This is a genomic window from Pseudomonas sp. RGM 3321 (assembly GCF_022836805.1).
Lineage (GTDB): Bacteria > Pseudomonadota > Gammaproteobacteria > Pseudomonadales > Pseudomonadaceae > Aquipseudomonas.
Genome location: NZ_JALHBH010000098.1, coordinates 85,018 through 109,974, shown reverse-complemented (window position 1 = coordinate 109,974; position 24,957 = coordinate 85,018). Strand labels below are relative to the sequence as shown.

General features: G+C 57.0%; 24 protein-coding genes and 1 pseudogene. 22 read left to right on the top strand and 3 right to left on the bottom strand.

Features of this window, described 5'->3' with window-relative positions; translation table 11 throughout:
- Positions 1-477 precede the first annotated feature (477 nt).
- The 11 genes and pseudogenes from RGM3321_RS07445 to RGM3321_RS07400 all read left to right on the top strand — a co-directional run bounded on the left by RGM3321_RS07445 (position 478) and on the right by RGM3321_RS07400 (position 8,550).
- Positions 478-981 carry a type VI secretion system tube protein Hcp gene (locus RGM3321_RS07445; RefSeq protein ID WP_244392336.1) on the top strand — a complete coding sequence of 168 codons (504 nt, stop codon included), beginning with the start codon at positions 478-480 and terminating at the stop codon, positions 979-981.
- 10 nt (positions 982-991) lie between these two features.
- Positions 992-1,423: an STM2901 family protein gene (locus tag RGM3321_RS28460; protein ID WP_347880968.1), complete on the top strand. Its 432-nt coding sequence runs from the start codon at positions 992-994 to the stop codon at positions 1,421-1,423.
- Positions 1,424-1,849: a DUF1493 family protein gene (locus RGM3321_RS07440; protein WP_244392335.1), complete on the top strand. Its 426-nt coding sequence runs from the start codon at positions 1,424-1,426 to the stop codon at positions 1,847-1,849.
- Between the two features lie 418 nt (positions 1,850-2,267).
- Positions 2,268-2,420 (top strand): annotated as a pseudogene (locus RGM3321_RS07435) (IS5/IS1182 family transposase); the annotation flags it as partial.
- A 663-nt stretch (positions 2,421-3,083) separates the two neighbouring features.
- Positions 3,084-3,275, top strand: a complete 192-nt coding sequence (locus RGM3321_RS07430; RefSeq protein ID WP_244392334.1) for a hypothetical protein — start codon at positions 3,084-3,086, stop codon at positions 3,273-3,275.
- A gap of 198 nt (positions 3,276-3,473) precedes the next feature.
- Positions 3,474-3,809: a hypothetical protein gene (locus RGM3321_RS07425; protein WP_024661162.1), complete on the top strand. Its 336-nt coding sequence runs from the start codon at positions 3,474-3,476 to the stop codon at positions 3,807-3,809.
- A 157-nt stretch (positions 3,810-3,966) separates the two neighbouring features.
- On the top strand, positions 3,967-4,731 hold the full coding sequence (locus RGM3321_RS07420; RefSeq protein ID WP_244392333.1) for a hypothetical protein: 765 nt from the start codon (positions 3,967-3,969) through the stop codon (positions 4,729-4,731).
- Positions 4,732-4,790: 59 nt separating this feature from the next.
- The gene (locus RGM3321_RS07415) at positions 4,791-5,561 is read left to right on the top strand and encodes an SDR family NAD(P)-dependent oxidoreductase (protein WP_244392332.1); all 771 of its coding nucleotides are present in this window, start codon (positions 4,791-4,793) and stop codon (positions 5,559-5,561) included.
- Positions 5,562-5,738: 177 nt separating this feature from the next.
- Positions 5,739-7,286, top strand: coding sequence for a M10 family metallopeptidase C-terminal domain-containing protein (locus RGM3321_RS07410; RefSeq protein WP_244392331.1), 1,548 nt, complete (start codon positions 5,739-5,741; stop codon positions 7,284-7,286).
- A gap of 442 nt (positions 7,287-7,728) precedes the next feature.
- Positions 7,729-8,094, top strand: a complete 366-nt coding sequence (locus tag RGM3321_RS07405; protein ID WP_244392330.1) for a histone-like nucleoid-structuring protein, MvaT/MvaU family — start codon at positions 7,729-7,731, stop codon at positions 8,092-8,094.
- 147 nt (positions 8,095-8,241) lie between these two features.
- Positions 8,242-8,550, top strand: a complete 309-nt coding sequence (locus RGM3321_RS07400) for a hypothetical protein (RefSeq protein ID WP_244392329.1) — start codon at positions 8,242-8,244, stop codon at positions 8,548-8,550.
- 106 nt (positions 8,551-8,656) lie between these two features.
- Here the strand turns inward: RGM3321_RS07400 and RGM3321_RS07395 are convergent, their stop codons facing one another.
- The gene (locus RGM3321_RS07395) at positions 8,657-9,547 is read right to left on the bottom strand and encodes a hypothetical protein (protein ID WP_244392328.1); all 891 of its coding nucleotides are present in this window, start codon (positions 9,545-9,547) and stop codon (positions 8,657-8,659) included.
- Positions 9,548-9,986: 439 nt separating this feature from the next.
- Here RGM3321_RS07395 and RGM3321_RS07390 point away from each other — a divergent pair, with 439 nt between their 5' ends.
- From RGM3321_RS07390 to RGM3321_RS07380, 3 genes are all read left to right on the top strand, one after another.
- Complete coding sequence (locus RGM3321_RS07390) at positions 9,987-10,661, top strand: HAD family hydrolase (protein WP_244392327.1); 675 nt, start codon at positions 9,987-9,989, stop codon at positions 10,659-10,661.
- A 231-nt stretch (positions 10,662-10,892) separates the two neighbouring features.
- Positions 10,893-12,029 (top strand): XRE family transcriptional regulator, encoded by a 1,137-nt coding sequence (locus tag RGM3321_RS07385; protein ID WP_244392326.1) that lies wholly within the window; start codon positions 10,893-10,895, stop codon positions 12,027-12,029.
- Positions 12,029-12,517 carry a DUF4411 family protein gene (locus RGM3321_RS07380; RefSeq protein ID WP_244392325.1) on the top strand — a complete coding sequence of 163 codons (489 nt, stop codon included), beginning with the start codon at positions 12,029-12,031 and terminating at the stop codon, positions 12,515-12,517. The genes RGM3321_RS07385 and RGM3321_RS07380 overlap by 1 nt, the downstream gene beginning before the upstream one ends.
- Here RGM3321_RS07380 and RGM3321_RS07375 read toward each other — a convergent pair.
- Together RGM3321_RS07375 and RGM3321_RS07370 are read right to left on the bottom strand one after the other, a co-directional pair.
- Positions 12,514-12,768, bottom strand: coding sequence for a hypothetical protein (locus RGM3321_RS07375; protein WP_244392324.1), 255 nt, complete (start codon positions 12,766-12,768; stop codon positions 12,514-12,516). The two genes, RGM3321_RS07380 and RGM3321_RS07375, sit on opposite strands and share 4 nt — an antisense overlap.
- Before the next feature lie 83 nt (positions 12,769-12,851).
- Positions 12,852-13,322 carry an Lrp/AsnC family transcriptional regulator gene (locus RGM3321_RS07370; RefSeq protein WP_002555835.1) on the bottom strand — a complete coding sequence of 157 codons (471 nt, stop codon included), beginning with the start codon at positions 13,320-13,322 and terminating at the stop codon, positions 12,852-12,854.
- Positions 13,323-13,595: 273 nt separating this feature from the next.
- On the opposite strand from RGM3321_RS07370, the gene RGM3321_RS07365 reads away from it, so the two are divergent.
- From RGM3321_RS07365 to RGM3321_RS07330, 8 genes are all read left to right on the top strand, one after another.
- Positions 13,596-14,750 (top strand): aminotransferase class V-fold PLP-dependent enzyme, encoded by a 1,155-nt coding sequence (locus RGM3321_RS07365; protein ID WP_244392323.1) that lies wholly within the window; start codon positions 13,596-13,598, stop codon positions 14,748-14,750.
- 1,195 nt (positions 14,751-15,945) lie between these two features.
- Positions 15,946-16,752 carry an energy transducer TonB gene (locus tag RGM3321_RS07360; protein ID WP_244392322.1) on the top strand — a complete coding sequence of 269 codons (807 nt, stop codon included), beginning with the start codon at positions 15,946-15,948 and terminating at the stop codon, positions 16,750-16,752.
- 53 nt (positions 16,753-16,805) lie between these two features.
- On the top strand, positions 16,806-17,513 hold the full coding sequence (locus RGM3321_RS07355; protein WP_002555938.1) for a MotA/TolQ/ExbB proton channel family protein: 708 nt from the start codon (positions 16,806-16,808) through the stop codon (positions 17,511-17,513).
- Positions 17,513-17,914, top strand: a complete 402-nt coding sequence (locus tag RGM3321_RS07350; protein WP_002555939.1) for a biopolymer transporter ExbD — start codon at positions 17,513-17,515, stop codon at positions 17,912-17,914. The genes RGM3321_RS07355 and RGM3321_RS07350 overlap by 1 nt, the downstream gene beginning before the upstream one ends.
- Before the next feature lie 99 nt (positions 17,915-18,013).
- A complete protein-coding gene (locus RGM3321_RS07345) occupies positions 18,014-20,839 on the top strand; it encodes a TonB-dependent receptor (RefSeq protein ID WP_244392321.1) in 2,826 nt (941 codons plus the stop codon).
- A gap of 143 nt (positions 20,840-20,982) precedes the next feature.
- Positions 20,983-22,866 carry an extracellular solute-binding protein gene (locus RGM3321_RS07340; protein ID WP_244392320.1) on the top strand — a complete coding sequence of 628 codons (1,884 nt, stop codon included), beginning with the start codon at positions 20,983-20,985 and terminating at the stop codon, positions 22,864-22,866.
- 1 nt (position 22,867) lies between these two features.
- Positions 22,868-23,935, top strand: a complete 1,068-nt coding sequence (gene yejB / locus RGM3321_RS07335; RefSeq protein ID WP_003413943.1) for a microcin C ABC transporter permease YejB — start codon at positions 22,868-22,870, stop codon at positions 23,933-23,935.
- The gene (locus RGM3321_RS07330) at positions 23,935-24,957 is read left to right on the top strand and encodes an ABC transporter permease (protein WP_244392319.1); all 1,023 of its coding nucleotides are present in this window, start codon (positions 23,935-23,937) and stop codon (positions 24,955-24,957) included. The genes yejB and RGM3321_RS07330 overlap by 1 nt, the downstream gene beginning before the upstream one ends.

The window sequence follows — 24,957 nt, the reverse complement described above, 5'->3', positions numbered from 1 at the left end:
TGGATGAATCGGTGCAGATCTACAATAGGGAGCGGCCACACTTATCCCTGAAATACAAAACGCCCGATGCGGTGCATCGGGCGTTTTGAGCGTGAAACAGGTGTAAACCTATTTCAGGACTAGACATGGTGCCCTGGCAAAACGGATCTGAACATGTAGCGGACGCGCTCTATTTCAGTGGCACGCGCACCGATTTGTAAGGGAGATACCGCACTCAGCTCCGCAGAATACCCTCAGCTTAAAAACATCTCGTCGAGCTACTCCAGGCGCTGCTATCTGAACGCATTGGTGTCGAGATCAGCCCTGCTGTGCTTCGGGAATTTTTTTGTGGATAGATAGTCCCAAACCCGGAAGCAAACGATCTTTGCTCAATCTGTGCGTGGGGCGCTGGCCTGATCTGGTTAAGCAAAACAGCAAGTGCTAAAGCGGGCGTGCCTGTACGCCAGCTAAAATTTAATCAAGCTCCAAGGAGGGGGAATGGCATTCGACGCCTTTTTACAGATCGAGGGTCTCCAAGGGGATTCTACTGATGCTAATCATAAGCACTCAATTGAGATAACTGGATATAATTTAGCAGCTACTCAGTCAATCTCCCGTACGGCTAGCTCAGCTGGCGGCGCAACCGCTGGCCGTATTTACTTAAGCGATTTTAGCATTACAAAACTCGTAGACTCTGCAACCCCGAAACTATTGGCCGCATGCTGTTCGGGGCAACACTTCAAGAAAGCAACGTTGAGTGTTTCTCGTGCAGGAGGCGACAAGCAAAAGTACATGGAAGTAACTTTTGAAAACTTTATTGTAAGCGGGTTTTATAGCGGGAATATATTTGACGCATTGCCCAGCGCTTTTCCAGAAGACGTTGTTTGGTTTAGTTACTCAAAAATCAAGATGACATACTCACAGCAGAGTAGAGCCAATGGGCAAATGATAGGTCAAGTCGCTGCCGGATGGGACCAGGAACGAAACACCACTTATGCATAAGGATATTTAAGTGCCAAGAATTTACTGTTACGACGGTGACTGTGGGCTTACAGCAGATCAACTGCTGTGGACAATTGCAATCGAAACCACAATGGAAGAGTTTGGAATTGACGACATCGCTGCCGCCTTGTCTATCGTTTCGGGTGCCAATGTAATTCCAACGCGCCGCAAGCCCGGTGGAACTATAAAAAACACCTCCGTAGCCTCAATCGTTTCAAGGCGCATCTTTAGGAAACGTAAATTTCCCGGAGGTTACAGGGCTCCGACTATCGTTGGCTGGAGACCCCCGACTGTGCGGGTGACACCTTACATTGGTGCATTTGTAGGTCGAGCCATTCCAGTGGTAGGCTGGGCCTATACAGCGGCAGAGCTAGGACTCATCGGCTATAAAACCGTTGTCGCATATAATGCCATTGTATGCGCTGAGGATCAGGTGTTCTGAATGAATAAAGACAGCGTGGACTATGAGCTGCTGAACGACATAGTCAGGTGTATTCAAGAAGTGTTTGAATTCAGCAAGGATGCATTTGAAACTCTCAGCCTGGCCACTGATATTAACCGTGAGCTGGGCATCGAAGGGGATGATGCCAATGAGCTGATGCCCGAGTTCTTTGAGCGTTTTTCTATGAACATAGATAACTATGATCCCTACAGGTATTTCGTACCTGAGGGATATGATTTTTTCTCCTTCAGGCGAAGCAAGGACAGGCGCGGCAAGATTCCTATAACTTTGGGCATGCTTTATTTGGCGGCTAGAGCAAAAGTCTGGAACACACAAGAATTAGAAAGCGTAGAGTTTAGTCCTGCTCCGCTTTATAACTGCACGTCTGAGATTCCTTTGGAGGGCTATAGGGTACAAAAAAAATAGGGCTTCTAACCCGTACATATTCTGAACGCTTCGGATTAACGAGCCGGTGGTTGCCGAGTGTGAAAGGTTTGAAAAAATAGCAGGTTGAAGCCTGAAAAAACCACCATTACGAGCATTAGCGTACAGACTTGCAAACACCCGACCGCCCATGCTACCCGGAATAGCTCCATTATCGGTCTCATGCTGTCTCACTCGGATGAGTGAGGCAACAAAAAAATAACTGAAAATCAGATATCCGAAAAGCAGATATAGCTTATCAACCGAATCAGAATCGGATGAGTCTATATATAGACGTGAGCATATTATCTTTCTGCAGGCACTGAAACGTATACGCGTTGAATCAGGGATGACCTAGAGAAACTCTGAAGAGGACCTCTAAGTTTGGCAGAATGCCTGATCTCCACCGCCGAGACGCCTGATGAAGCAGATGACCTTCGCCGACGCCGAGTACGCTGGCAAACGCAAGCAAACCCGTAAAGAGCGTTTCCTGATCGAGATGGATCAGGTCGTGCCCTGGAAAGGATTGATCAATCTGATCGAGCCTCATTACCCTAAGGGCGAAGGTGTTCGCTTATTGGGGCCAGGCTCGCCCGGCGTGGCGCGAATGTCTAAAAATATCCAGCCAACGGGGGTTTAGATATTCGTCGCTACTTACCTTTATTTCTAATAATTCATTGATTTATATAGGGTTAAAAGCTGGAGCAGGCTCGGTTGACAATCTGCAAAATGTCTAACACCCTGGCTAATTCGTCTAAAGCGCTCATGCAGCCAAGTGAGCATTTTTCCAAGGCCCTAATCTACAAAGTTTTAGGGTGCTGCCTGGCGGCGTTGGCTGCATCAGTCAAATGGCCGGCAAATTGAGCAGTGCAAGTGGGAGCGGCTAAAACCGCGCCTTTCCTTGGCCTGCCCGCTTGCAATGGCCGCTCCAGTCAAATGACCGTCAAATGAGTTCGGGCAATGCCTCCAAGCATCTTTTGTCATCGCCAGACCATTTCCTGAATGTCTAAAAATGTCTAGAAATCAGCCTTTAGACATTTGCCACAGCTTACCCTTTGGCTCGATAACCCCTTGTTTTTTCAAGGATTGCAGCAAGTTCTTAATCTTGTGGGCCTTCTGTTGAATGTCTAAAACGTCCGGCAGTTTGTCTACGAGTAGCTTGTCGATGGCGGACCGTCTGGCCGATCCGGACTGTTGGATTAATTCGCAGATCAGACGCTTGTAATGCGTGTCATCGATGCCACGGTTACCTGCGGGCGTGAGCATGTTTCCGGGCGAGCTGCTGCGCTTGTCACGGCGCTGGGCGCAGGCGCGCTTCGACGATCTGCGGTTCTTCGCGGAAGCCGAGCACGGCGGCCACTTCGCGGCCATGGAAAACCCGGCAACGCTCACCGAGCATGTGCGTGAGACCTTCCGCCTGCTGCGTTAATACTTTTGCAGGCGTGCTGAATATCTCGGAGGTGCAGCGCTTCGCTACAACTGGAAAACAGCCACTCTCGGAGTTGGTGCATGCTCTGTCATGAGCGCGCTGTGAGGCGATTTCAAAAAAATACCTAAAGCACGCGCCCTGCGAGTAAAGTACCGCCGCCCGAGATTTGGATCCGGGCGTTTTCCATGGAGTTTTATCGTGAAGTCAGTGAGTAAAGTCGTCGCCGCAGCAGTATGTGGTCTGGTTCTGGCGGGTTGCACCGGCACCCCTATGAAAACTCCGCACTATGACAGCAGCCAATACACCGTCGTCGGTCACAGTGAAGCAAGCGCCACCGGCCTGATGCTGTTCGGTCTGATCCCGATTCGTCAGAACGACCGTTTTGTTCGCGCGCAGAACAGCGCCATCCAGGCCAAGGGTGGCGATGCGCTGATCAATACCCAAGTGCAGGAAAAGTGGTTCTGGGCCTGGGTCCTGAACGGCTACACCACCACCGTTTCTGGTGACGTGATCAAGCTGAAAACCGCTAAATAAGTATTGCCCGTTTTCAGAAAGCCCGGTTCGCCGGGCTTTTCTGTTTCTGGCGATTGGCGGATGCGCTATCGAGCGACGGAGTAAGCGCTGACACGCATCGTTACCAGCCGCCAAAAGGTTTAGCATTCAGCCCACCTTCGGATGTGAAGTTTTCTGCATGACGGCCTTCTACCTCAAGTTACTCATCACCCCCGCGCTCATGCTGGCCATTTCATTGGCCGCCAGGCGCTGGGGCACTGGTGTGGTGGGGCTTCTTTCTGGTCTGCCGATGACCTCAGCGCTGGTCATGCTGTTTCTCTGCATCGAGCAAGGCACCCAATTCGCCTCGATGGCGGTGCCCGGCGCACTGGCCGGACTGGCGGCGATTCAGGCCACTTACCTTTTTTATTTCCTGGTCACTCGACGCGTTTCAGCGGTGGCTGGATGCACCTTGGCGCTCGCGGTGTATGGCGCAACAGCCTTTGTGATGAACCTGTCGGGCTCACTGGCGCTGTCGATCATCTGCACGCTGCTGATGGTTACGCTGATCATCGTTGCCACCTCGAAACAGACACCGCCGGACGTAGCGTCATACGTGGCACTGCCGCGCTGGGTCATCCCGATGCGAATGCTGACTGCCACCCTTCTGTTGCTTGCGATTACCGCAAGCGCTACTTGGCTCGGGCCGGTGGTCAGTGGGCTGCTGGCTCCGATCCCGGTGATCGCCTGGCCGCTTGCAGTGTTCGTCCACGTGCAAGGCGGGCGTTATGAACTGGCGGCAATAGTCCGGGGCAATGCCATTGGCGCTGTCGGGGTGGTGAGTTTCTACCTGACCCTCAGGTATTCCATATTGCAATGGGGCGCGCTTTTGTCTATCACGGCTGCCGTTTTGCTGGCTGTGGTGGTGACGGCTGGGTTGGCGCGGTTGTTGGCGAGGCGGTAGGGCTTATAGTTGCCTCACAGAAGTCAAAAACACTTCAGCCATGCTTCTCAAGGTGCCTTATGAGTTTGATACCGGAACTGAACAGCGACGCTAACGTGCTGATATGCGGAGCCAGCCGAGGTATCGGCTTGGCACTGTGCGCAGCGTTGCTTGCTCGCGATGATGTAGCTCAGATATGGGCGGTCGCGCGACAAGCCAGCAGCTCTACAGAGCTGGCAACGCTTGCAGAGCGATATGGCCAACGCATCAAACGCGTCGACTGCGACGCGCGCAATGAACAATCCCTCGAAGCACTCGCGAGCGAGACGCTTGATGGATGCGATCATCTGCACCTGGTCATCAGTACGCTAGGCATTCTTCATCAGGACGGCGCAAAAGCAGAAAAGGGCCTGGCACAACTGACACTTGCGAGCCTGCAAGCGAGCTTCACGACAAACACCTTTGCACCGATCCTGCTGCTCAAACACCTACTCCCACTACTGCGCAAACAACCTTCTACCTTCGCGGCGCTCTCCGCGAGGGTTGGCTCTATTGGCGATAACCGACTGGGTGGCTGGTACAGCTACAGAGCCAGTAAAGCAGCGCTGAACCAGTTGCTGCACACGGCCAGTATCGAGTTGAAACGTCTTAACCCGGCCTCTACTGTCCTGGCAATACACCCAGGCACGACGGACACGGAGCTGTCTCAACCATTTCAGGCGAACGTACCCGAAGGCCAACTTTTCGAACCGGCGTTCTCGGCGGATCGCATTATTGAAGTGATAGGCGCACATGGACCGGCCGAGAGCGGGACCTTCTGGGCCTGGGATGATAAGCCTATTGTCTGGTGACTTGTTTCACTTGTGAGAATGAGATCGCTGTCCGTCCTCACTAACGGGCTGTTTTGGTCGGAAAGCCCCCGCCGCTTATAACCCCTTCGTCGGGTAAGGCCCACTGCTATCAACGATACGGCATTACTGGCGTCATACCACACTCTTAGTGGACCGACCGCAAGTAAGGAGCACGGCATGACCCAGGTATTCAACATAAAGGACGCCACTAACCCTACGGTGCTTGGGGATTTGCAGGTCAAAAGCGCCAGTAGCCAGGCCAGCATTGGCTCGGTCGAACTCATCGTGCAGGGTACTCCTGGCAACGACTACATACGTGGTGGGCTGGCCAATGAACTGCTGATGGGTGGGGGCGGCAACGACCAGCTAGTCAGCGGGGGTGGCAACGATGTGATGGTCTCCAGTGCCGGATACGACGGTATGGACGGCGGTGCCGGTAATGATGTATTCCGCTTCGACCGCATCGGCGACAGCTATATCAATGGCGGAGGCGAGTACACCGATTCCATCAACTATTTTGACCCCGCCCACGATACCCTCGACGTGTCGGCTCTGGGCTATAGCCATTTGGGCAATGGCTATGGCGATACCTTGCACATCCGTAGCGAGCCTCTGCGCGGCATTTACTTTTTGGAAAGCTACGAGCGAGACGGTAATGGCAAACATTTTGCCGTGCAGTTCCTGGCCAATAGCGGCCTTATTACCGATGCCAACTTCCAGCCGCTGATCAACGGCACTTCGCACAACGATCTGCTCGAAGGCACAGACGCCAGCGAATCCCTGAAGGCCGGCGCTGGCCGCGACACCGTCGAAGCGGGGGCGGGCAATGATCGGCTGTTCGGCGGCACCGGCGGCGACACTCTGAGCGGCGGCGCGGGTGCCGACAGCTTCGTGTATACCCGGCTCAGCGACAGCTACCGCAACGATGCCAGTGGCAGCTACAGCAGTCGCGACCTGATCACTGACTTCAGTGGCAACGGCCATGACATGATCGACGTGTCCGCCTTGGGCTTCACCGGGCTGGGTAACGGCTACAACGGTACGCTGAAGGTGGTCCTCAACCTGGCCGGCGATGCCACCGCGCTTAAATCATTAGAGGCCGATGCCAGCGGTAACCGCTTTGAAATTCTGCTCAGTGGCAACCATGTCAGTGAGCTCAACGCCAGCACTGTGCTGTTCGCCCCGCCCAGTGACGCGACGGTTGTGTCCACTCCGCAGCCGATCACCTCGGTGAGTCTGGTAGGCGGTGACAAGTCCGACATCCTTTATGGTTACTGGGGCAACGATACCCTCGTCGGTGGCGCCGGAAACGACACCCTCGAGGGTAACGCCGGTGACGATGTGCTGACCGGTGGGTTGGGCGCGGACAAACTCACCGGCGGCACAGGCAACGACCGTTTCGTGTTCACTAGCAGCGCCGACAGCCATGTCGGCAGCAGCGACCTGATCACTGATTTCATCTGGGGCCAGGACAAGCTCGACGTCGCTGCGCTCGGCGTGACCGGTTTTGGCAACGGTCGCGACGGCACCTTGAGCATGACTTACGATGAAAACACCGACCGTACCTACCTGCGCAGTAGCGAGCCAGACGCCGATGGGCATGCGTTCCAGGTCACGCTAGCAGGGTTCGACTACACGCGAGAGCTCACCAACGCCGACTTGGTGGTTGCCGATACAGCAGACGTGGCGCTCGTGGGTCAAACCGCCGTCGACCTCGCGAGCTGACATCACCTGAACAGCTATCCTACGGGCACCCATTCCCACCGTTAGTTGTCTGGACGCCTGCAAGGCGGGAGCAGTGAGCGGTATTGATGCTCACTGCCCCTGCATTTTAAACGCGACCAGGCCTGATTCGCTGTCAAAGCGCTCGCCTTCCGCGCTCGCCTTTCGCTGGCGCGCAGTCAATACACAGAGTCGCCGTTTTATTGCGTCAGGAAATAGGCCAATCAAAACTTTCCACTGGCTTGCAGAACAGATGGGCAAAAACCGCTGTTAATTCTGTGCGCGAAAAACCGCATTTTTGAAAGTAACCGGAAGCCCGGGCAATCCGGCTTATGGCGTTACTCCGACGTATTGAAAGCCAACCGACCTGCGGAAAATAGGCTGAACTTGTAACGGGCGCTATCTCTCTCAATAACTACGCACACCTGTTTATGAGGAAAATACTATGTCCAAACTCGCAGAATACCGTCAGCTGGAAAAACACCTCGCCGAGCAACTTCAAGCACTGGAGACCATGAAAGGCAACGAGGGCCTGAAGAAAGAGATCGAGTTCGAAACCAAGCTGCGCAAGCTGCTTGAGCACTATGGCTTCAGCCTCAAGCACATTGTCAATCTGCTGGACCCACAGAACTCGTCGCGTCGCGAGGTCGCGGATAAACCTGCGGGCACGCGCAAGCCGCGTGAACTCAAGGTGTACAAAAATCCAAAGACTGGCGAAGTGATCGAAACCAAAGGTGGGAATCACAGGGCCTTGAAGGAGTGGAAAGCAGAACACGGTTCTGATGTCGTCGAGAGTTGGCTGAAGAAATAAGCCTTGTGCCATGCAACGGTTGATTGACCGGGGTTGACCTGGAACATCGGTTAATCACCGTTCGCGCGGTCGAGCCGCCGATGTCGGGAACGAGCCGCTGCGCCAGTACGTCAGACCTGTATCGACTCACTGAAAAGGTATAGCGCAATGGACAAGACAATCACCACAATCACCGTGGACCAACTGGCGACCACCAACCTTAGATTGGTCAACGAGATATGGCTCGGCGGGACGGATACCCAGTTGTGCCTGTGGCGTGGCGAGCAGATGGTTACCCACGACATGCTCAGCGAGGGCACTCACGATCAGAATGCGCGGCGTTTGTGCTTGCAGCTGGTCAACCCTGACGACCAGGCTGCAGTGGCCAGAGTCGAAGCGCTCGTGTGTGAACGGCTGGAAAGGATGGGAAGCAAGGGCGAGTTTTATCCGGCTGAAGAAGCCGATACTTATCAATAATCGGTCTGATTACACATCTCGGCCAGGCTGAAGATTTGTGACGCAGAGCGTCACGAACTGCATGCCAACGCGGAGCATTGGCACGATGGTCAGCTCAACATCTCATTCAGGCCCCGGCTGCCGAGCCGGCCATAAAGTGCGTACGCACCTTCGCCCATACCTCGCCAACCGGCATAAAAAACACCGAAATCAGCCCCAGCACTCCAGGCACATCTCTGCGAATGGTCATAACAGGCTCACTCGCATCATGGACGGCAAGCAAATACCGATACACCCGACGGCTACTCATCGGCAGCAGCCCGATCTGCTCAAGTATCGAAGGGCCCACCTCGCGAACCATGCTGGTGACCATGATCCAGAGCAATATGATTTCGCCACACAGGAAGGTGACAATCACAACAGTGGCACCTATCGTTCGCCAGTCTTGCAAGGCTTCGAAGATGGCGTCGATGCTGCTGCCCAAGGTCACCATCGTTTTAAAGATCGCGGCGATAGTGAAGAGTGCTGCAATGAATCTGCCAGGGTCAGGTAGCCGGAAGAACGCAGCAATACGTGGCCCCATTGTGTCGTGACTGGCCAGTTGCTTGAGCTCCTGACGCTCCTCCCACAGATGTCTAAGCGCCCTCGCTTTATCGACAAGCTCGCCGGGTCCGCAGTTATAGCGTGTACATAGCCAGTCCTGTTTCAGCTTTAACCTTTCGGAGGGCGTGGTAATTGAAGCGGCGCCCATCTGCTCTGCTCTGATCCGCGCGTACACTTCTCCCAGATGTACTGTGCATATCAGGGAAGTCAGCAGGACTGGCAGCAAAGCGGGAACGTAGTCAGTCAGGGTAGGCGCAGGTAAAAATATCAGCGCCCCTGAAAATGCCAATATTAACGCAGCCATCCAGATCAGACAGATACGGGCATCACGCCGACGCCAAGCCTCTTTGAAAGGCGCCCGCTCAAATCGCTGAAAGTGTTCTTCTACATCTTTACGCAGCTGGTTGATGCTCATCGTTTGCTTCCCTTGCATGGCAAACGCACGAGTTTAAGCCGCCTGTTGGGTAACGTAATTAAACGAATTGTAAAAACAGCGTGCCTGAGGGCGTTCTGTCGATGATTGTTTATAACCTGGTTATCCATGCTAAGGCGGCGCGGGTAGGCGCTGGTGAAGGGTTACTTACAGCGCTAACGCGGCTGAAAAGCCATCAGGCTTTTCTGCTACCAGGCTGCCTCCCGCGCGAAAGATCGAACCGCCACTCCCACGCACACTCGAAAGTGTGTGACCTCAAAAAACCAGTCCTTTCCCTCCATCTGGCAATTCCGTGTTCGAAGCCCCGGTACAGCCCTCGCTTCATTGACGAACGCCACATTCCGATACCGCCGATCAGGTGTCGACCACAGCGCTCCGGACCTCGCCAGATGGTCAACCCGAATTCAAAAAGAGTAACCCTATGAGACCGCAAACCTCCTTCATCTTTGACCTGGACGGCACGCTGACCGACAGCGTTTATCAAAACGTTGCCGCCTGGAAAGAAGCGCTGGATGCAGAAGACATCCCGCTTGCGATGTGGCGTATTCATCGCAAGATCGGCATGAGCGGCGGGCTGATGTTGAAGTCGTTGTCGCGCGAAACCGGCTTGAGTATTAGTGAAGAACAAGCCGAACGACTCAGCGAAAAACACGCTCAGGCGTATGAGCGGCTACAGGGGCAGATCATTGCGCTGCCAGGTGCTGTCGAGCTGCTTGAGACGCTCAATAAGGAAAACCTCAAGTGGTGCATCGCCACGAGCGGCGGGATTGATACGGCGACGATCAACCTGAAGGCGCTGAAACTGGACATCAATGAGATCAACATCGTTACGCGCGATGACGTGAGCTACGGCAAGCCAGACCCGGATCTGTTTCTGGCGGCAGCGAAGAAGATAGGCGCCCCGATTGAAGAGTGTCTGGTGATCGGCGATGCGATCTGGGACATGCTGGCCGCACGCCGCTGCAAGGCGACCGGCGTCGGCCTGCTTTCGGGTGGCTATGACATCGGCGAACTTGAGCGCGCAGGTGCCTTGAGAGTGTATGAAGACCCGCTGGATCTGCTGAATCATCTGGACGAGATCGCCTCTCGCCCTTGAATGATCGGCTGGCGTGGCAAATGAGGTAATTATTTACCTACATGCCCGCGAAGATCGGGTTCATCATTCCCATCTCACTCGCTGCCGTCATTGACCGTAGCGTTGCGAGCCCATAGTGTACGTGCACGCGCTGTATTCTGCGGTGCTCGTCATAGCCAAGGAAAAGGCAATGCACAGTAGCCCGCGCTTGCACTGGCCCGACACTCTCCTCTCTGATATTCCGAATCTGCCATGAGCCAAGCCGCGTTCGTTAACCCAAGCATCCTTACGTGGTCCCGCGAGCGGGCAGGCCTGTCTGCCGCTCAGGTCGCCAGAAAGCTGTCTGTGAAACCTGAGCGTATCGAGGAGTGGGAAGCAGGAGAAGCGAGACCAACCTTTTTGCAAGCCCAGAAGTGGGCGAGCGTTGCGCATGTTCCCTTTGGGTTTTTGTTCTTGCCTGAGCCTCCTGTCGAACAGCTTCCGCTACCAGACCTGCGCACAGTTGGTAGCTCGGCACCCTTGCGGCCGAGTCTGGAGCTTGTTGACACAGTAAAAGACGCAATTCGCAAGCAGGACTGGTATCTGGAATACCTTCACGTGCAAGAGCATCAGCCTCTTCCGTTCGTCGGTCGCTTCGACAGCCGGACGCCGGTGAAGACGGTTGTGAGTGATATTCGGCAAACCCTCGGTGTCGATCCGGAAAAGTCCCGCCTTGATTACGATAAATACAGCCGCGCGCTGATTGAGGCTGCCGAAGTGGCTGGTGTGCTTGTCATGCGCAGTGGCATCGCGCTGGGCAACACCCATCGCAAACTGGAGGTCAGTGAATTTCGAGGCTTCGCCATCAGTAATTCGCTGGCTCCTGTGGTGTTTGTCAACAGCTCGGATGCTCCGACAGCTCGCTTATTTACGTTGATACACGAACTCGCTCATCTCTGGATTGGCAGCAGCGGCGTTTCTGACGCGGGTACTGCGAATGGTCGAGAGGAAGAGCGATTCTGCAACGCCGTGGCGGGTGAGTTTCTTGTACCCGAAGAGCTTTTTCGAACAGTATGGAACGCTGATATTGAATGGGAAAGTAATCTGGCCCCTCTCGCTACGAGGTTTCACGTCAGCAAGCTTGTTATTGGTCGACGCGCGATGGACCTGGGCTACGTTACGCAAGAGCAGTACGGCGTGTATTACCAGAAGGTCCTAAAGGCATTCCGGGACGAGAAAGGCGGTGCCGGGGATTACTACCGCAATGCAACGGCCAAAAACAGTACGCGGCTGAGTAAGGCTGTACTGACCGAAACCCTGAGTGGGCGGATGCTGTTGCGTGAGGCAGGCGGTCTGCTCGGTGTACAGCCTGCCAAGTTAAGAACACTGGCGGAGACACTGGCCCGGTGATGTTTCTTATGGACTCCAACACCCTGATTGAAGCCAAGAATCGCTATTACGGCATGACGATTTGTCCGGCTTACTGGCAGTGGTTGCTGGTTCAGAACCAGACATTTTTCTTGGCCAGTATCGGTCCTGTTAAAGATGAACTTACCAAAGGTCATGACGAACTGGCTGACTGGGCAAAAAATAATTCGGCTTTTTTCCAAAGCATTTCGGATGAAAAGACTCAGGCCGAATTCGTGAAAGTCGCTACGTTGGTAGCACAAGCGCAAGGCATGAAGACGAGAGCCATGGAGGAGTTTCTAAAGGGGGCCGATCCATGGCTGATCGCCAAGGCCCTGACATCTGGAGCAACCGTAGTTACGCATGAGGTGCGTAATCTGGACGCAAAGCGAAAGTTCATCATCCCCAACCTGTGTGAGCAGCTCAACGTCCCTTATATGAACACGTTTGAGCTGTTACACCACCTCAACGCCAGGTTTGTACTTCCTTAACCCGGCGAAACACCACCACCTTCATCTGCCACGATATCCGGGTCATCCGAATAGACTTCCGGCTTATCGTCTTCGTAGGCCTCGTCATTTTCTGTACGCTTCTTCACTTCATCGCCTCTGACCGAACCGACGCCGGGCTTGTTCGAGTTCATGGCGAGGACCGGGTCGGCTTCGCGGTCGTACTGGCCGAGTTCCGGGCTGGCGGGGTCTTCTTTGGGCACGCTGTTTGTGAGTATGTGATCGGTTGTCATGTCAGCCACCTTTTTCGTTTGCCAAAGAAAGTGGACGTGGCATTGGGCTGAGGGTTCGATTCAATCGATGAGCGTGGCGGGCTTTACCCGCCAAACGACGCATATTGCAAGGGCAGGCCGGTGGTGAATTTGATCTGTTCCATGGCGAAGCTGGAGCTTACGTCGCTGATCCCGGGGATGCTGATCAGTTGTTTGTACACCGCGTCGTACCCTGCGATGTCGGCCACGACGATGCGCAGCATGTAGTCGGTGTCGCCTGCCATGCGGTAGCACTCGACCACTTCAGGCAGTTCGCCGACGGCGGCGTGGAACTGTTCAAGCCAGGCGGCGTTGTGCTGGTTGGTGCGGATAGCGGCGAATACGCTGACCGACACGTTCAGACGTTGCGGGTTGAGCAGGGCAACCCGGCGATCGATGATGCCGGCTTCTTCCAGCTTCTGGATACGTCGCCAGCACGCTGTGCTGCCCAAGCCAATGCGCTCGGCGATATCCGCCACCGAACGGGTGCAGTCTGTTTGCAGGATGTCGAGGATTGCCCGGTCGAATTTGTCCATTAGCGGTTTCCTGCGTTAGTCGCTTTACACTGATCGTTCCTCACGCTCCGGAGCGTGTGAAACGATGGGTGTCTGGCTATGAAATTACGTACCGAGCGACATCCTAGAATTTTTAATCGTTTAAATCCAATTGGAAGCGAATAATTTTTCGCATTGAGCCTTCACTTCCGTGAAAATATCAATAAATTTTCGCCTGCGGATCAGTAATCTTTCAAGCAGTCGGTCTGGTGATGCCAGCCCTTGATTCTGACTCGATTACAAAGCGAATTGCCCATGACCACCTCTGCGCTCTATCTGGATTACGCCGCCACCACACCTGTCGATCAACAGGTCATCGAAGCCATGGTTGCCTGCATGGGCCGCGAAGGTCATTTCGGTAATCCGGCTTCCAGTGGGCACGGTTATGGGCAGGTGGCGCGGCAGGCCGTTGAACAGGCGCGCGCACAGGTGGCCGATGCGGTTGGTGCGCCTGTCGAGACCATTGTCTGGACCTCCGGCGCTACCGAGTCCAACAACCTGGCGATCAAGGGCATCGCTCACGACAGCAGCGCGCAGCGTCGGCACATCATTACCAGCGTGCTGGAACACAAAGCAGTGCTCGATACCGTCAGTACGCTGGAGCGTCAGGGTTTTCCTGTTACCTGGTTGAAACCAGATGCCCAAGGCTTGATCCAGCCCCAGGCGGTTGAGGCTGCCCTGCGCGCAGACACGCTGCTGGTATCGCTGATGCTGGTGAATAACGAGCTGGGTACGCTGACCGATATCGCCAGCATTGGCGCCTTGGTGCGCGAGCACGGCGCGCTGTTTCATGTGGACGCTGCGCAGGGCGTCGGCAAGGTGAAGGTCGATCTGGCGAGTCTGGCGGTCGACCTGATGTCGTTCTCGGCGCACAAGGCCTACGGCCCTAAGGGCATTGGCGCGCTGTACGTGGGCCCGCGCGCGCATTCGTTGCTGAAAGCGCAGATTCACGGCGGCGGACATGAAGGCGGCTTTCGGTCGGGCACATTGGCAACCCATCAGATCGTCGGCATGGGTACAGCCTTTGCGTTGGCGATCAACCAGGGCGAGGCTGAAAATCACCGCATCGAAGGGCTCAGCCGCCACCTGCGCGAAGGCCTGCTAAGCCTGCCCGATGTGCAACTCAACGGCTGTCCGCAACAACGCATCCCGCACACCCTGAACCTGTGCATCACCCGCAGTGGCTTCACCAGCTCGCAGCTGTCCCACAGCCTGGCGTTGTCTTCTACATCCGCGTGCAACTCGGCCAGCAATGCACCCTCGCATGTGCTGCTCGCTCTGGGTATGGATTCAGCCAAGGCCTTGGCCAGCGTGCGTGTCAGCCTTGGCCGCTATACCACGCAGGCAGACGTCGAACGTGCCATTGAGGTGTTCAGCAAGGCGCTCAGCGCACCTGCTGCGTTCTGGTAATTTGCAACGCCTCCCAAGCCGCCCTCTCAGCGGGCGGCTTGCTGCCATTTCTTCCCTTCCCGCCAAAGCTTCTGCCTTGTAGCTCGCCACTTGCAGCGTGCAGCTAAATAAAATGTACCCCTCCAGATACAAAAAGACACAAATTGGCACAGTTCTTTCAAGTGGAACGGTCGTGCCATAAACCATTGGTGCACACTGCATTGAAGGGGTGCCTAAACGCACCAAAGTGCAGTTAACGGACGCCAGAGCGTTCACAAACAGTGCAGGAGGGCAGACCACAAGTCTTTCTCCTCACCAGGAAAGGAATCTAGCCGTGCTCTATCAGTCTTGTGTCAGACCACCGTTACGTTGGCTGCTTACCCCAGGGGCATTGCCTGCCTTGGACGGTACCTGCCATGTCGCCTGCGCTTTACCCGGATCTGCATGTTGTTTTTCGACGGCCCTGCACGTCTGGACGTAAGTCATTTTGCGTGTGCCTCTGAATGTTCTGACGATTAATCAGGGCCTTGCAGAACTGTGCGCGCAATAAGAGTAAACCCCCTGCTTTTTAATTAACGGGCTATCAACATATAAAGATTGTCCGACACTGCATTTGCGTGTGGCTTCATTTAGCCACCATTCGTACGATGGCTTTTTTCTTTAGCGGTTACTGATCATATAAACACGGATCCACAAGGAGCAGCCCTTTATGAAGTTTTGAGTAACTAACGCACCAACTTGATCCTCGTTACACAGTATTGGTGCATCCAGGAAAGTGACTAGTAGGTCACGAGTCTTGAACGCGTCTGGCACAGCAGAGGGCACGTCTTTGTCTGCTGTTTTGTTTAGAGAGTCATTCATTTGAATGCCTTTGAAGTCCATGGAATCGGGATTCGATAAATAGTTACATGAATGCGACACCGGCTCTGAATCAACGGTTACGGCATGGGCTTTCTGGCACAGCGGTTGCAATGTAAGCATTCAGGAACATCGCTGTACGTCCCCGTACATGACGATAAGAAGCAAGGATCAGCAATGCCAGTGCCCTGATGTAAACCGCTTTTCCCTGTTTAAGCCTGCCGTGCGCAGGCACCGCGGTGCCCTGCATATAAACAGTGTGCAGGCCGCCCTCAGTCGAATATTCACAAAAATATTCGAACGGATTTTTATTGCCCTTTAACTACCCGAGGGAGCGTTAATGAATGATGCGGTAATAATGAAAGCGGTTCCCTCTCCCTCGCCCGATGACACTTCGACGGCGTGGCAGGGCATTCCTTTCAGCGCCAATACGTCACGCCCGGGTGGCCTTAACAAGCCGCAAGTAATGGTGTTGATTGCTGCGTCGGTACTTATTCATGGTGTGATCTGGTGGTACATGCAAACGGCCCAGCCAGACGTGCCGGAAGTTGCGCCACAAGTTCCGGAAATGACCATTGAACTGACCAGTCCGACACCACCCGCACCGGAACCACCACCGCCCGAGCCACCACCTCCGCCGCCGCCTCCACCGCCTCCCCCCGAACCGGAACAACCGGTCGAGGACCCGGACGCGGTCGAACCGCCGCCCAAACCGGTGGAAAAACCCAAGATCGAGAAGCCCAAGCCGGTCAAGAAAGTCGAGCCGGTGAAAAAGCCGACGCCACCTGCACCAACGCCTGCTGCCGCGCCCAGCCCGCCTGCGCCGCCAGCACCGGCGCCCGCACCTCCGGCACCTGCCGCGCCACCGGCGCCAGCCAAGGAAAGCGCTGCCGTATCCGGGCTCGCCAGCTTGGGCAACCCACCGCCGGAATACCCGGGGCTGGCCTTGCGACGCAGTTGGGAAGGTCGCGTGATTCTGCGCATCAAGGTGCTGCCCAATGGCCGCGCCGGGGCTGTCGAGGTGACCAAATCCAGCGGCAAACCGGTATTGGACGAAGCCGCCGTGGAGGCTGTGCGCAACTGGAAGTTCATACCGGCCAAACGGGGTGACACGCCGATAGAAGGCTTCGCGACGCAGACCATCGACTTCAAGTTGCCGGAATGATCCGGCACCTGACAACCGACACTTCAATTATTAAAGCTGGTGAGGTTTAAACCATGAACGCATCGCTCTCTTCCATGATTGTCCCGGCCGTGCTCTGGGCATTGATTCTGTTTTCCGTATTGAGTTGGGCACTGTTGCTGATCAAGTCGGCGCAGTACGTGCGTCAGAAATCGCAGAACAAACAGTTCACCAAGGCGTTCTGGAGCGCGCCGGACCTGCTGACCGCCGCCGAGCACTCTGCACAATATCCTGGAGCGCTGGCGCGTATCGCCAACAGCGGCTTCGAAGCCATGGCGGTCGATGAGTCGCCGCGCACCACGCAACAACTGGCGCACACCATCAACCGCTCGGACCGCCTGGAGCGCAACCTGCGTCAGCAGATACAAAAAGAGCGCCGCGCACTGGAAAGTGGTCAGGCAATTCTCGCCAGTATCGGCAGCACCGCGCCCTTCATCGGCCTGTTCGGTACGGTCTGGGGGATCATGGAAGCACTGCAAAGCATCGGTGTGACCGGCTCGGCCAGCCTCGAAGCGGTCGCCGGCCCTATCGGCCATGCGCTGGTCGCCACCGGCGTGGGTATCGCCGTTGCGGTGCCTGCGGTGCTGATCTACAACTTCTTCCTGCGCCGCCTCAAGCTCGCCGTGGCCGACATGGATGACTTCGCCCACGACTTCGACGCCCTCGCCCAGCGCAGCGCCTTCGCGGTCACCCGTCAGCCCATCGCCAGCAAGAATGGCCATGCCGTTCGGGAGGCCAGCTAATGTCTTTCTCCACTCAGGACAGCGATGAAGTACTCAGCGAAATGAACGTCACGCCGCTGGTCGACGTGATGCTTGTGCTGCTGGTGGTGTTCATCGTCACCACGCCGCTGATGACCAACGCGATCAAGGTCAACCTGCCCAAGACTGACGCGGTCGCCCCGGCCGAGAAGAAAAACCCGGTGGTGGTCAGCGTTGATCAGGACGGCAAGTTCTACCTCGCCAAATCGGAAATCGCCCCGGAACTGCTGGAAAAAAGCCTACAGGACGAAAAGGCCAAGGACCCGGAGATCCGCGTCCAGTTGCAGGCCGATACCGCCGTGAATTATGGCCAGGTGGCCAAGGCCATGGCGTCCATCGAGCGTTCGGGCATTACGAAGATATCTGTCATGACGGCGAAATGACCCTCAGGTGATTTGACGGCTTCGCCGCGCGAAGTCGTCTGACCCGACCCCCGTAAATGCGGTTTTCCGTGGGCTGAAAAGCCTCTGGAGGGGAGCGGCTTGCTGGAAAAAGAAGAAGTGGAACTCCCGCTCGGCACAACCGCGTCGGGAACAGAGGGCTCACAAGGCCATTTCAATAACGTCTGGACCAAGTCGGAACTAACCATGCTGATGAATCTTCCCGGTTGCACCCTCAAACCACTGGCCCTCGCGGTCCGGCGTCATCCACGTGCCCTGCTTTGTGCATTGGCCATGGGCATGAGCGGTGCTCAGGCGGCAGACGCCGTCGATGCGGACACAAGCGGTTCTGCCGTGTCCACCAGCGCAGCGGTTGTGCCTGCCACGACCCAGTTGCAACGTGTCGAAGTGACCGGTTCGGCGATCCGCCGGGTCGATGCCGAAACCGCAGTGCCAATTACCATCCTGCGCGCTGACGACCTGAAGAAACAGGGCGTGACCACCACTCAGGAAATGGTCCAGCGCATCACTGGCAGCCAGTCGATCCAGAACAGCGCAGGCTCGATCGGTGCCAGCACCGGTGGTGCCTCTTTCGCCGACATGCGTGGCATCGGCGCGAACAAGACGCTGGTGCTGCTCAACGGTCGCCGTCTGGCCAACAATGCGATTTCCGGTGTGGGCACGCCCAACGGCAGCGCCATCGACCTGAACATGATCCCGTTCGCCGCCATCGACCGCGTAGAAGTACTGCGTGACGGCGCCTCGGCGCTGTACGGCACCGACGCCATTGGTGGCGTGATCAACTTCATCACCAAAAAATCCCTGACCGACGGCACCCTGACACTGGGCGGCGACACCCCGACTGCCAGCGGCGGCGGGGCCAGCAAGGACATGAGCGGCAGTTGGGGCTTTGGCGATCTGGAGCAAGACCGCTTCAACGTCATGGGTGTCTTCAACTACAACAAGCAGCAAAACCTGGACGCCAACGACCGTTCGTTTACGCGCGATTACCAGCCAGGGCGCGGCCTCAACCAGACGTCCGGCACGGCCTACCCGGCCAACTATTACCAAGGCGACAATTCCGGCAACCCGCTGGGTACAAACTGCGGGGGTGCCAACCTGATCGCCAGCAACGGCATCTGCCGCTTCAGCACTCGCCAGTACATCGACCTGATTCCGCAAACCGAAAAAACCTCGTTCTTCGGCAAGGCCACCGGCAAGCTGGCCGACGATCACAACGTCAGCCTTGAGTACTTCTGGGCTCGCAACAATAACCACACCGGCATTGGCCCAGCGCCACTGACCGGCCTGTCACTGGACGCTTCGTCGCCGTTCTACCCCGGCAACGGCATTACACCAGCACCGACCGACTTCACCATTGACCCGACGCTACCGGTCAGCACGGCCTGGCGCGAAACAGCGGCTGGCGCACGAGGCTCAAGCGATCAAAACACCAGCCAGCGCTTTCTGCTGAATTTCGACGGTCTGGTGGGCGGCTGGGACTATAACGTCGGCGCTTCGTACAACCAGAACAAAGTGCTTTCTTCGGTCACCAGCGGCTTCGTCAGTGACTCGGCGATGCGCCAGGGCCTGGCTGACGGCATTCTCAACCCGTTCGGCCCGCAAACCGCTGCAGGCCAGGCGCTGATCGATGCCAACGAATACCACGGCCAGTACTCCAGCGCTGTAGGCCGGGTGGCCGGGCTGGATGCGCGTATCAGCCGGGAAATCGGCGACTGGTTCGGTGCGGGCCCGTCGGGTCTGGCACTGGGCGGCGAGTACCGCAAGGAGAAGATGCATCAGGACTTCGACCCCTTCGTCAACGACATCAGCAGCCTGGGCCTGGATGCCGCAGGCAGCGTAGAAGGCGAACGCAGTGTCAAAGCCCAATACGCCGAGTTGAACGTGCCAGTGTTCGACAGCCTGGAACTGACCGCCGCCATCCGTCATGACAAATACAGCGACTTCGGCAGCACCACCAACCCCAAATACTCGTTCCGCTACCAGCCGTTCAAACAAGTCGTGGTCCGTGGTGCCTACAGCGAAGGCTTCCGCGCGCCGTCGTTGTATGAACTGTACGCGCCGCGAAACCTGAGTTACACCCAAGGCTATTACAACGACCCGGTACTCTGTGCCGGTGGCACCGTGCAACCGGGCGGTAACGCCGGTCGCGATTGCCAGCAGCAGTTCCTCAACAGCAGCGGTGGCAACACTGAGCTGGCGCCGGAAAAAGCCCGCAACGTGACGCTGGGCTTCGTCTACCAGCCGGTCAGCAACCTATCGATGGGCCTGGATTTCTGGTGGATTCATATCTCCAACCAGATTCAGTCGTTTCCTGAATCTACCGTGTTCGATGACCCGAACACCTACGCCGACCGTTACGTGCGCGCCGCCGATGGTTCGATTGCCAATATCGTCACCGGTAACGCCAACCTGGGTATCGTCAAGACCAGCGGCGTTGACGTATCGCTCGACTATCGCTTTCCGAACACACCGTACGGCCAGTTCGGCCTGGGCATGACTGGCACCTACGTGACTCGTTATGACTTCCAGAACATCATCGACGGCCCGTACACCGACAAGGTCGGCGACTTCCAGGGCGATGGCGTGATCTCGCGCTGGAAACACGTACTGACCGGCACCTGGTCGCTGGGCGACACCCGCGCCTCCCTCACCAACCGCTTCACCAGCGGTTACAACGACTATGACCGCACCACCAACGCCCGCGTCGCGTCGTATGCGCTGTGGGACATGTCGGTCGGCCACACCTTCGACAAGGTGCTGGATATCGATGCCGGGGTACGCAACATGTTCGACCGCAACCCGCCTTTCTCCAACCAGGCCTACAACTTCCAGTCCGGCTACGACCCGCGTTACGCCGACCCGCTGGGCCGCACCCTGTTCGCACGCGCGACTTACCACTTCTGAGTGTGACGACGTGGCCCATACACGCTCCTTGGGCCACGTCAGATTGCGAGCTCGCCCCCTCCGGCCCAGGTTTCATCCACCTTCCCCGGCCGGGGCTTTTTCGCGACTCATCGTCATTCAGTGCGTACGAGGAAAGCCCCACCATGTTGCGTCATACCCGTTTTCTGCGGCGCCTGATTCTGGGTGTTGCGCTGTGCAGTTGCTGGCAGGTCGCTCAGGCCGCCCCGACTCACGCCTTGACCGTCTATGGCGAGGCACCGAAATATCCGGCTGGCTTCCAGCACTTTGACTACGTCAACCCGAATGCCCCCAAAGGCGGTTCACTGACCCGTTCGGCGGAAGAAATCGGCCAGTTCAACTACCTCAACCCTTATGTCGATCAGGGCATCAATGTGGTGCAGGTCGATACCTGGGTTTACTCACCATTGGCCTATCGCTCGCTGGATGAGCCGTACACCGTTTATGGATTGATCGCGGAAAAGATGGAGATGGACCCGAACGGTCTGTGGATTCGTTTTTTCCTCAACCCCAAGGCGCGCTTTGAGGACGGCAAGCCCGTCACTGCAGAAGACGTGCGCTACACCTTCGAGCTGATGACCACCAAGGCCAGCTTCAGCTATCGCCCCATGTTCGCCGACGTCAAACAGGTGACCATCGAGGGGCCGCTACAGATTCGCTTCGACTTCAAGAACAACCTCAACCGCATGCTGGCGCTGGACATTGCCAGCCTGCACATTCTGCCCGAGCACTGGTGGAAGACCCGCGACTTCGCCAACGGCGGCGGTTTCGAGCCGCCGCTGGGCAACGGGCCCTACCGGGTCGCCAAGGTCGATGCCGGACGCAGCGTGGTCTTTGAACGGGTCAAGGACTGGTGGGGCAAGGACCTGCCAGTCAGCCGTGGCCTGTATAACTTCGACACGCTCACCGTGAATTACTACGGCGACACGGAAATCGCCCGCCAGCTGCTGCAGGCCGGGATGTTCGACTACAACCGCGAGTTCTCATCTTCCGGCTTTGTGGTCGGCTACAGCGGCCCGGCGATTGACGACGGGCGTCTGCAAAAGCGCATTCTCGCCCGGCAACGTCCGGTCGCCGCGCAAGGTTTTGTGTTCAACCTGGACAACCCGATCTTCAAGGACCGCCGCGTGCGCGAGGCGCTGTCGTTATTGTGGGATTTCGACTGGATCAATCGCCGGGTCATGCGCAATTTCTACGTGCGTGAACAAAGCTACTTTCCGAAAAGCGACATGGCTGCTACCGAGCTGCCGACCCAGGCCGAGTTGGAAATTCTTGAACCGTTGCGCGGCCAGGTGCCGGACGAGGTGTTCACCACGGTGTATCAGCCGCCGAAAACCGACGGCAGCGGTTACATCCGTGACAAGCAGTTGCAGGCTCTCAAGCTGCTCGCCGAGGCGGGCTGGCACCCGAAGAACAACAAGCTAGTGAATGCCGCTGGCGAGCCGATGGTGTTCAGCTTTCTCGATGGTCAGGGCGGTTTTGATCGCCTGATTCTGCCCTTCAAACGCACGCTGGCGCAGATCGGCATCACCCTGGACTTCCTGCGCATCGATTCGGCGCAGTACATCAACCGGCTCAATGCGCGGGACTACGACATGATCGTGGTCAGCCTGCCGAAAAACGGTAATCCGATCATCTCCCCTGGCCGTGAGCTGTACAACCTGTACGGCTCGCAAAGCGCCACCGAAGTGGGCAGCTCCAACGCTATGGTGCTGCGCAATCCTGCGGTGGACACGCTGATCGACGGGCTGGTGAGCGCCAATACGCGTAACGATATGGTGCTCTACGCGCGGGCGCTGGACCGGGTCCTGCAATGGGGCTACTACATGATTCCCAACTACTACTCCAAGGGCACGCCGCTGGTGTTCGCCAACCGTTTCGGCATGCCTGATGTGGCACCGACCTATGACGTTGGCCTGGAAACCTGGTGGCAGATCAGCCCGACGCCGCTGACCAACGCTCAGGCCACTGCGCTGACCGGCAAGCCTGCCGCCGCCAAGGAGTATTGAGATGCTGGCTTATGTGATTCGACGCCTGCTGCTGATCATTCCCACGCTGCTGGCCATTTTGATCGTCAACTTCCTGATCGTGCAGGCCGCCCCCGGCGGACCGGTCGAGCAGGCCATCGCGCGCATTCAGGGTTTCAGCCCCAATGGCGTTGGTGGCGGCGGTGGTGAAGTAGCCGCAAGCGGCACCGCCAGCCGCAGCACGCGCGGGCTGGACCCCGCGCTGATCGAGCAGATCAAGCAACACTACGGTTTCGACAAACCGATGCACGAACGACTCTGGCTGATGCTCAAGAATTACGCACAGCTGGACTTCGGCACCAGCTTCTTCCGTGGCGCGCCGGTCACCGAACTGATCGCGCAAAAGCTTCCGGTGTCGCTGTCCCTCGGGCTCTGGGCGACGCTGATCACCTATCTGATTTCCATCCCGCTCGGCATTCGCAAAGCGGTGCGGCATGGCAGTGCGTTTGACGTCTGGAGCAGCACGCTGGTGATCATCGGCTACGCCACGCCCGCGTTTCTGTTCGCCATTCTGCTGATCGTGGTGTTCGCCGGGGGCAGTTACCTGAGCTGGTTTCCGGCGCAGGGGCTGTTCTCGGACAACTTCGACAGCCTGAGCACCTGGGGCAAGGTGAAGGATTATCTGTGGCACCTGGTGCTGCCGGTCAGTTCGCTGGTGATCGGCGGGTTCGCCACGCTGACCATCCTCACCAAGAACAGCTTTCTCAACGAGATCAGCCGCCAGTACGTGGTCACGGCGCGCGCCAAGGGCCTGACCGAGCACCGCGTGCTGTACGGCCATGTGTTTCGCAACGCCATGTTGCTGGTGATCGCCGGTATTCCGCAGGCCTTGATCGAAGTGTTTTTCGCCGGTTCGTTGCTGATCGAAACCATCTTCGGCCTCGATGGTTTGGGGCGAATGAGTTACGAAGCGGCGGTGTCGCGGGATTACCCGATTGTGTTCGGCACGCTGTTTCTGTTCACGCTGTTCGGCCTGCTGATCAAACTGATCGGTGACCTGTGTTACACGCTGGTCGACCCACGCATCGACTTTTCCGCGAGGAGCGCCTGATGTTCGAGTTCTCTCCCCAGACCCGGCGCCGCTTCGACCTGTTCAAGGCCAACCGTCGCGGTTGGTGGTCGCTGTGGATCTTCATCGGCCTGCTGCTGGTGTGCCTGTGCGGCGAACTGATCGCCAACGACAAGCCGCTGCTGATCCGCTACGACGGGCAGTTGTATTACCCGGTGTTGCACACCTACATGGAAACCGATTTCGGCGGCGAGCTGCCCTTCGAGCCGGACTATGCCAGCGACTACGTGCGCAAGCTGATTGCGGCGAAAAACGGCTGGATGCTGTTCGCGCCGATCCCGTTCAGCTACGACACCATCAACTACGACCTGGACGCGCCATCGCCCAGCCCGCCGGACCACATCAATTGGCTGGGCACCGACGAGCAGGCCCGTGACGTGCTGGCACGTGTGCTGTTCGGCGCGCGAATTTCCATCCTGTTCGCGCTGCTGCTGACCGCGATCAGCACGGTGATCGGCGTCTGTGCCGGGGCGATTCAGGGTTACTACGGCGGCATGACCGACCTGATCGGCCAGCGCATTCAGGAAATATGGTCGGGGTTGCCGGTGCTGTACCTGCTGATCATTCTGTCCGGCTTTGTGTCACCGAGTTTCTGGTGGTTGCTGGGCATCATGGCGCTGTTCTCCTGGCTGTCGCTGGTGGACGTGGTGCGTGCCGAGTTTTTGCGCGGGCGTAATCTTGAATACGTCAAAGCCGCGCGCGCGCTGGGCCTGACCGATGCCGCGCTGATGTGGCGGCACATCCTGCCCAACGCGATGACCAGCACCCTGACGTACCTGCCGTTCATCATCACCGGTGCCATTGCCACGCTCACTGCGCTGGACTTTCTCGGCTTCGGCATGCCCGCAGGCAGCGCTTCGCTGGGCGAACTGATCGGCGAGGCCAAGCGCAACCTGCAAGCGCCCTGGCTGGGGCTGACCGCGTTCGTCGCGCTGGCTCTGATCCTTTCTCTGTTGGTGTTCATCGGCGAAGCCTGCCGCGACGCGTTTGATCCTCGGAGCTGA

What these genes read in the sequence shown, in the direction of transcription:
- RGM3321_RS07445 (WP_244392336.1), top strand. Translation starts at nt 478, where the DNA reads ATGGCATTCGACGCCTTTTTACAGATCGAGGGTCTCCAAGGGGATTCT.
- RGM3321_RS07440 (WP_244392335.1), top strand. Translation starts at nt 1,424, where the DNA reads ATGAATAAAGACAGCGTGGACTATGAGCTGCTGAACGACATAGTCAGG.
- RGM3321_RS07430 (WP_244392334.1), top strand. Translation starts at nt 3,084, where the DNA reads ATGCCACGGTTACCTGCGGGCGTGAGCATGTTTCCGGGCGAGCTGCTG.
- RGM3321_RS07420 (WP_244392333.1), top strand. Translation starts at nt 3,967, where the DNA reads ATGACGGCCTTCTACCTCAAGTTACTCATCACCCCCGCGCTCATGCTG.
- RGM3321_RS07415 (WP_244392332.1), top strand. Translation starts at nt 4,791, where the DNA reads ATGAGTTTGATACCGGAACTGAACAGCGACGCTAACGTGCTGATATGC.
- RGM3321_RS07410 (WP_244392331.1), top strand. Translation starts at nt 5,739, where the DNA reads ATGACCCAGGTATTCAACATAAAGGACGCCACTAACCCTACGGTGCTT.
- RGM3321_RS07405 (WP_244392330.1), top strand. Translation starts at nt 7,729, where the DNA reads ATGTCCAAACTCGCAGAATACCGTCAGCTGGAAAAACACCTCGCCGAG.
- RGM3321_RS07400 (WP_244392329.1), top strand. Translation starts at nt 8,242, where the DNA reads ATGGACAAGACAATCACCACAATCACCGTGGACCAACTGGCGACCACC.
- RGM3321_RS07395 (WP_244392328.1), bottom strand. Translation starts at nt 9,547, where the DNA reads ATGAGCATCAACCAGCTGCGTAAAGATGTAGAAGAACACTTTCAGCGA.
- RGM3321_RS07390 (WP_244392327.1), top strand. Translation starts at nt 9,987, where the DNA reads ATGAGACCGCAAACCTCCTTCATCTTTGACCTGGACGGCACGCTGACC.
- RGM3321_RS07385 (WP_244392326.1), top strand. Translation starts at nt 10,893, where the DNA reads ATGAGCCAAGCCGCGTTCGTTAACCCAAGCATCCTTACGTGGTCCCGC.
- RGM3321_RS07380 (WP_244392325.1), top strand. Translation starts at nt 12,029, where the DNA reads ATGTTTCTTATGGACTCCAACACCCTGATTGAAGCCAAGAATCGCTAT.
- RGM3321_RS07375 (WP_244392324.1), bottom strand. Translation starts at nt 12,768, where the DNA reads ATGACAACCGATCACATACTCACAAACAGCGTGCCCAAAGAAGACCCC.
- RGM3321_RS07370 (WP_002555835.1), bottom strand. Translation starts at nt 13,322, where the DNA reads ATGGACAAATTCGACCGGGCAATCCTCGACATCCTGCAAACAGACTGC.
- RGM3321_RS07365 (WP_244392323.1), top strand. Translation starts at nt 13,596, where the DNA reads ATGACCACCTCTGCGCTCTATCTGGATTACGCCGCCACCACACCTGTC.
- RGM3321_RS07360 (WP_244392322.1), top strand. Translation starts at nt 15,946, where the DNA reads ATGAAAGCGGTTCCCTCTCCCTCGCCCGATGACACTTCGACGGCGTGG.
- RGM3321_RS07355 (WP_002555938.1), top strand. Translation starts at nt 16,806, where the DNA reads ATGAACGCATCGCTCTCTTCCATGATTGTCCCGGCCGTGCTCTGGGCA.
- RGM3321_RS07350 (WP_002555939.1), top strand. Translation starts at nt 17,513, where the DNA reads ATGTCTTTCTCCACTCAGGACAGCGATGAAGTACTCAGCGAAATGAAC.
- RGM3321_RS07340 (WP_244392320.1), top strand. Translation starts at nt 20,983, where the DNA reads ATGTTGCGTCATACCCGTTTTCTGCGGCGCCTGATTCTGGGTGTTGCG.
- yejB (WP_003413943.1), top strand. Translation starts at nt 22,868, where the DNA reads ATGCTGGCTTATGTGATTCGACGCCTGCTGCTGATCATTCCCACGCTG.
- RGM3321_RS07330 (WP_244392319.1), top strand. Translation starts at nt 23,935, where the DNA reads ATGTTCGAGTTCTCTCCCCAGACCCGGCGCCGCTTCGACCTGTTCAAG.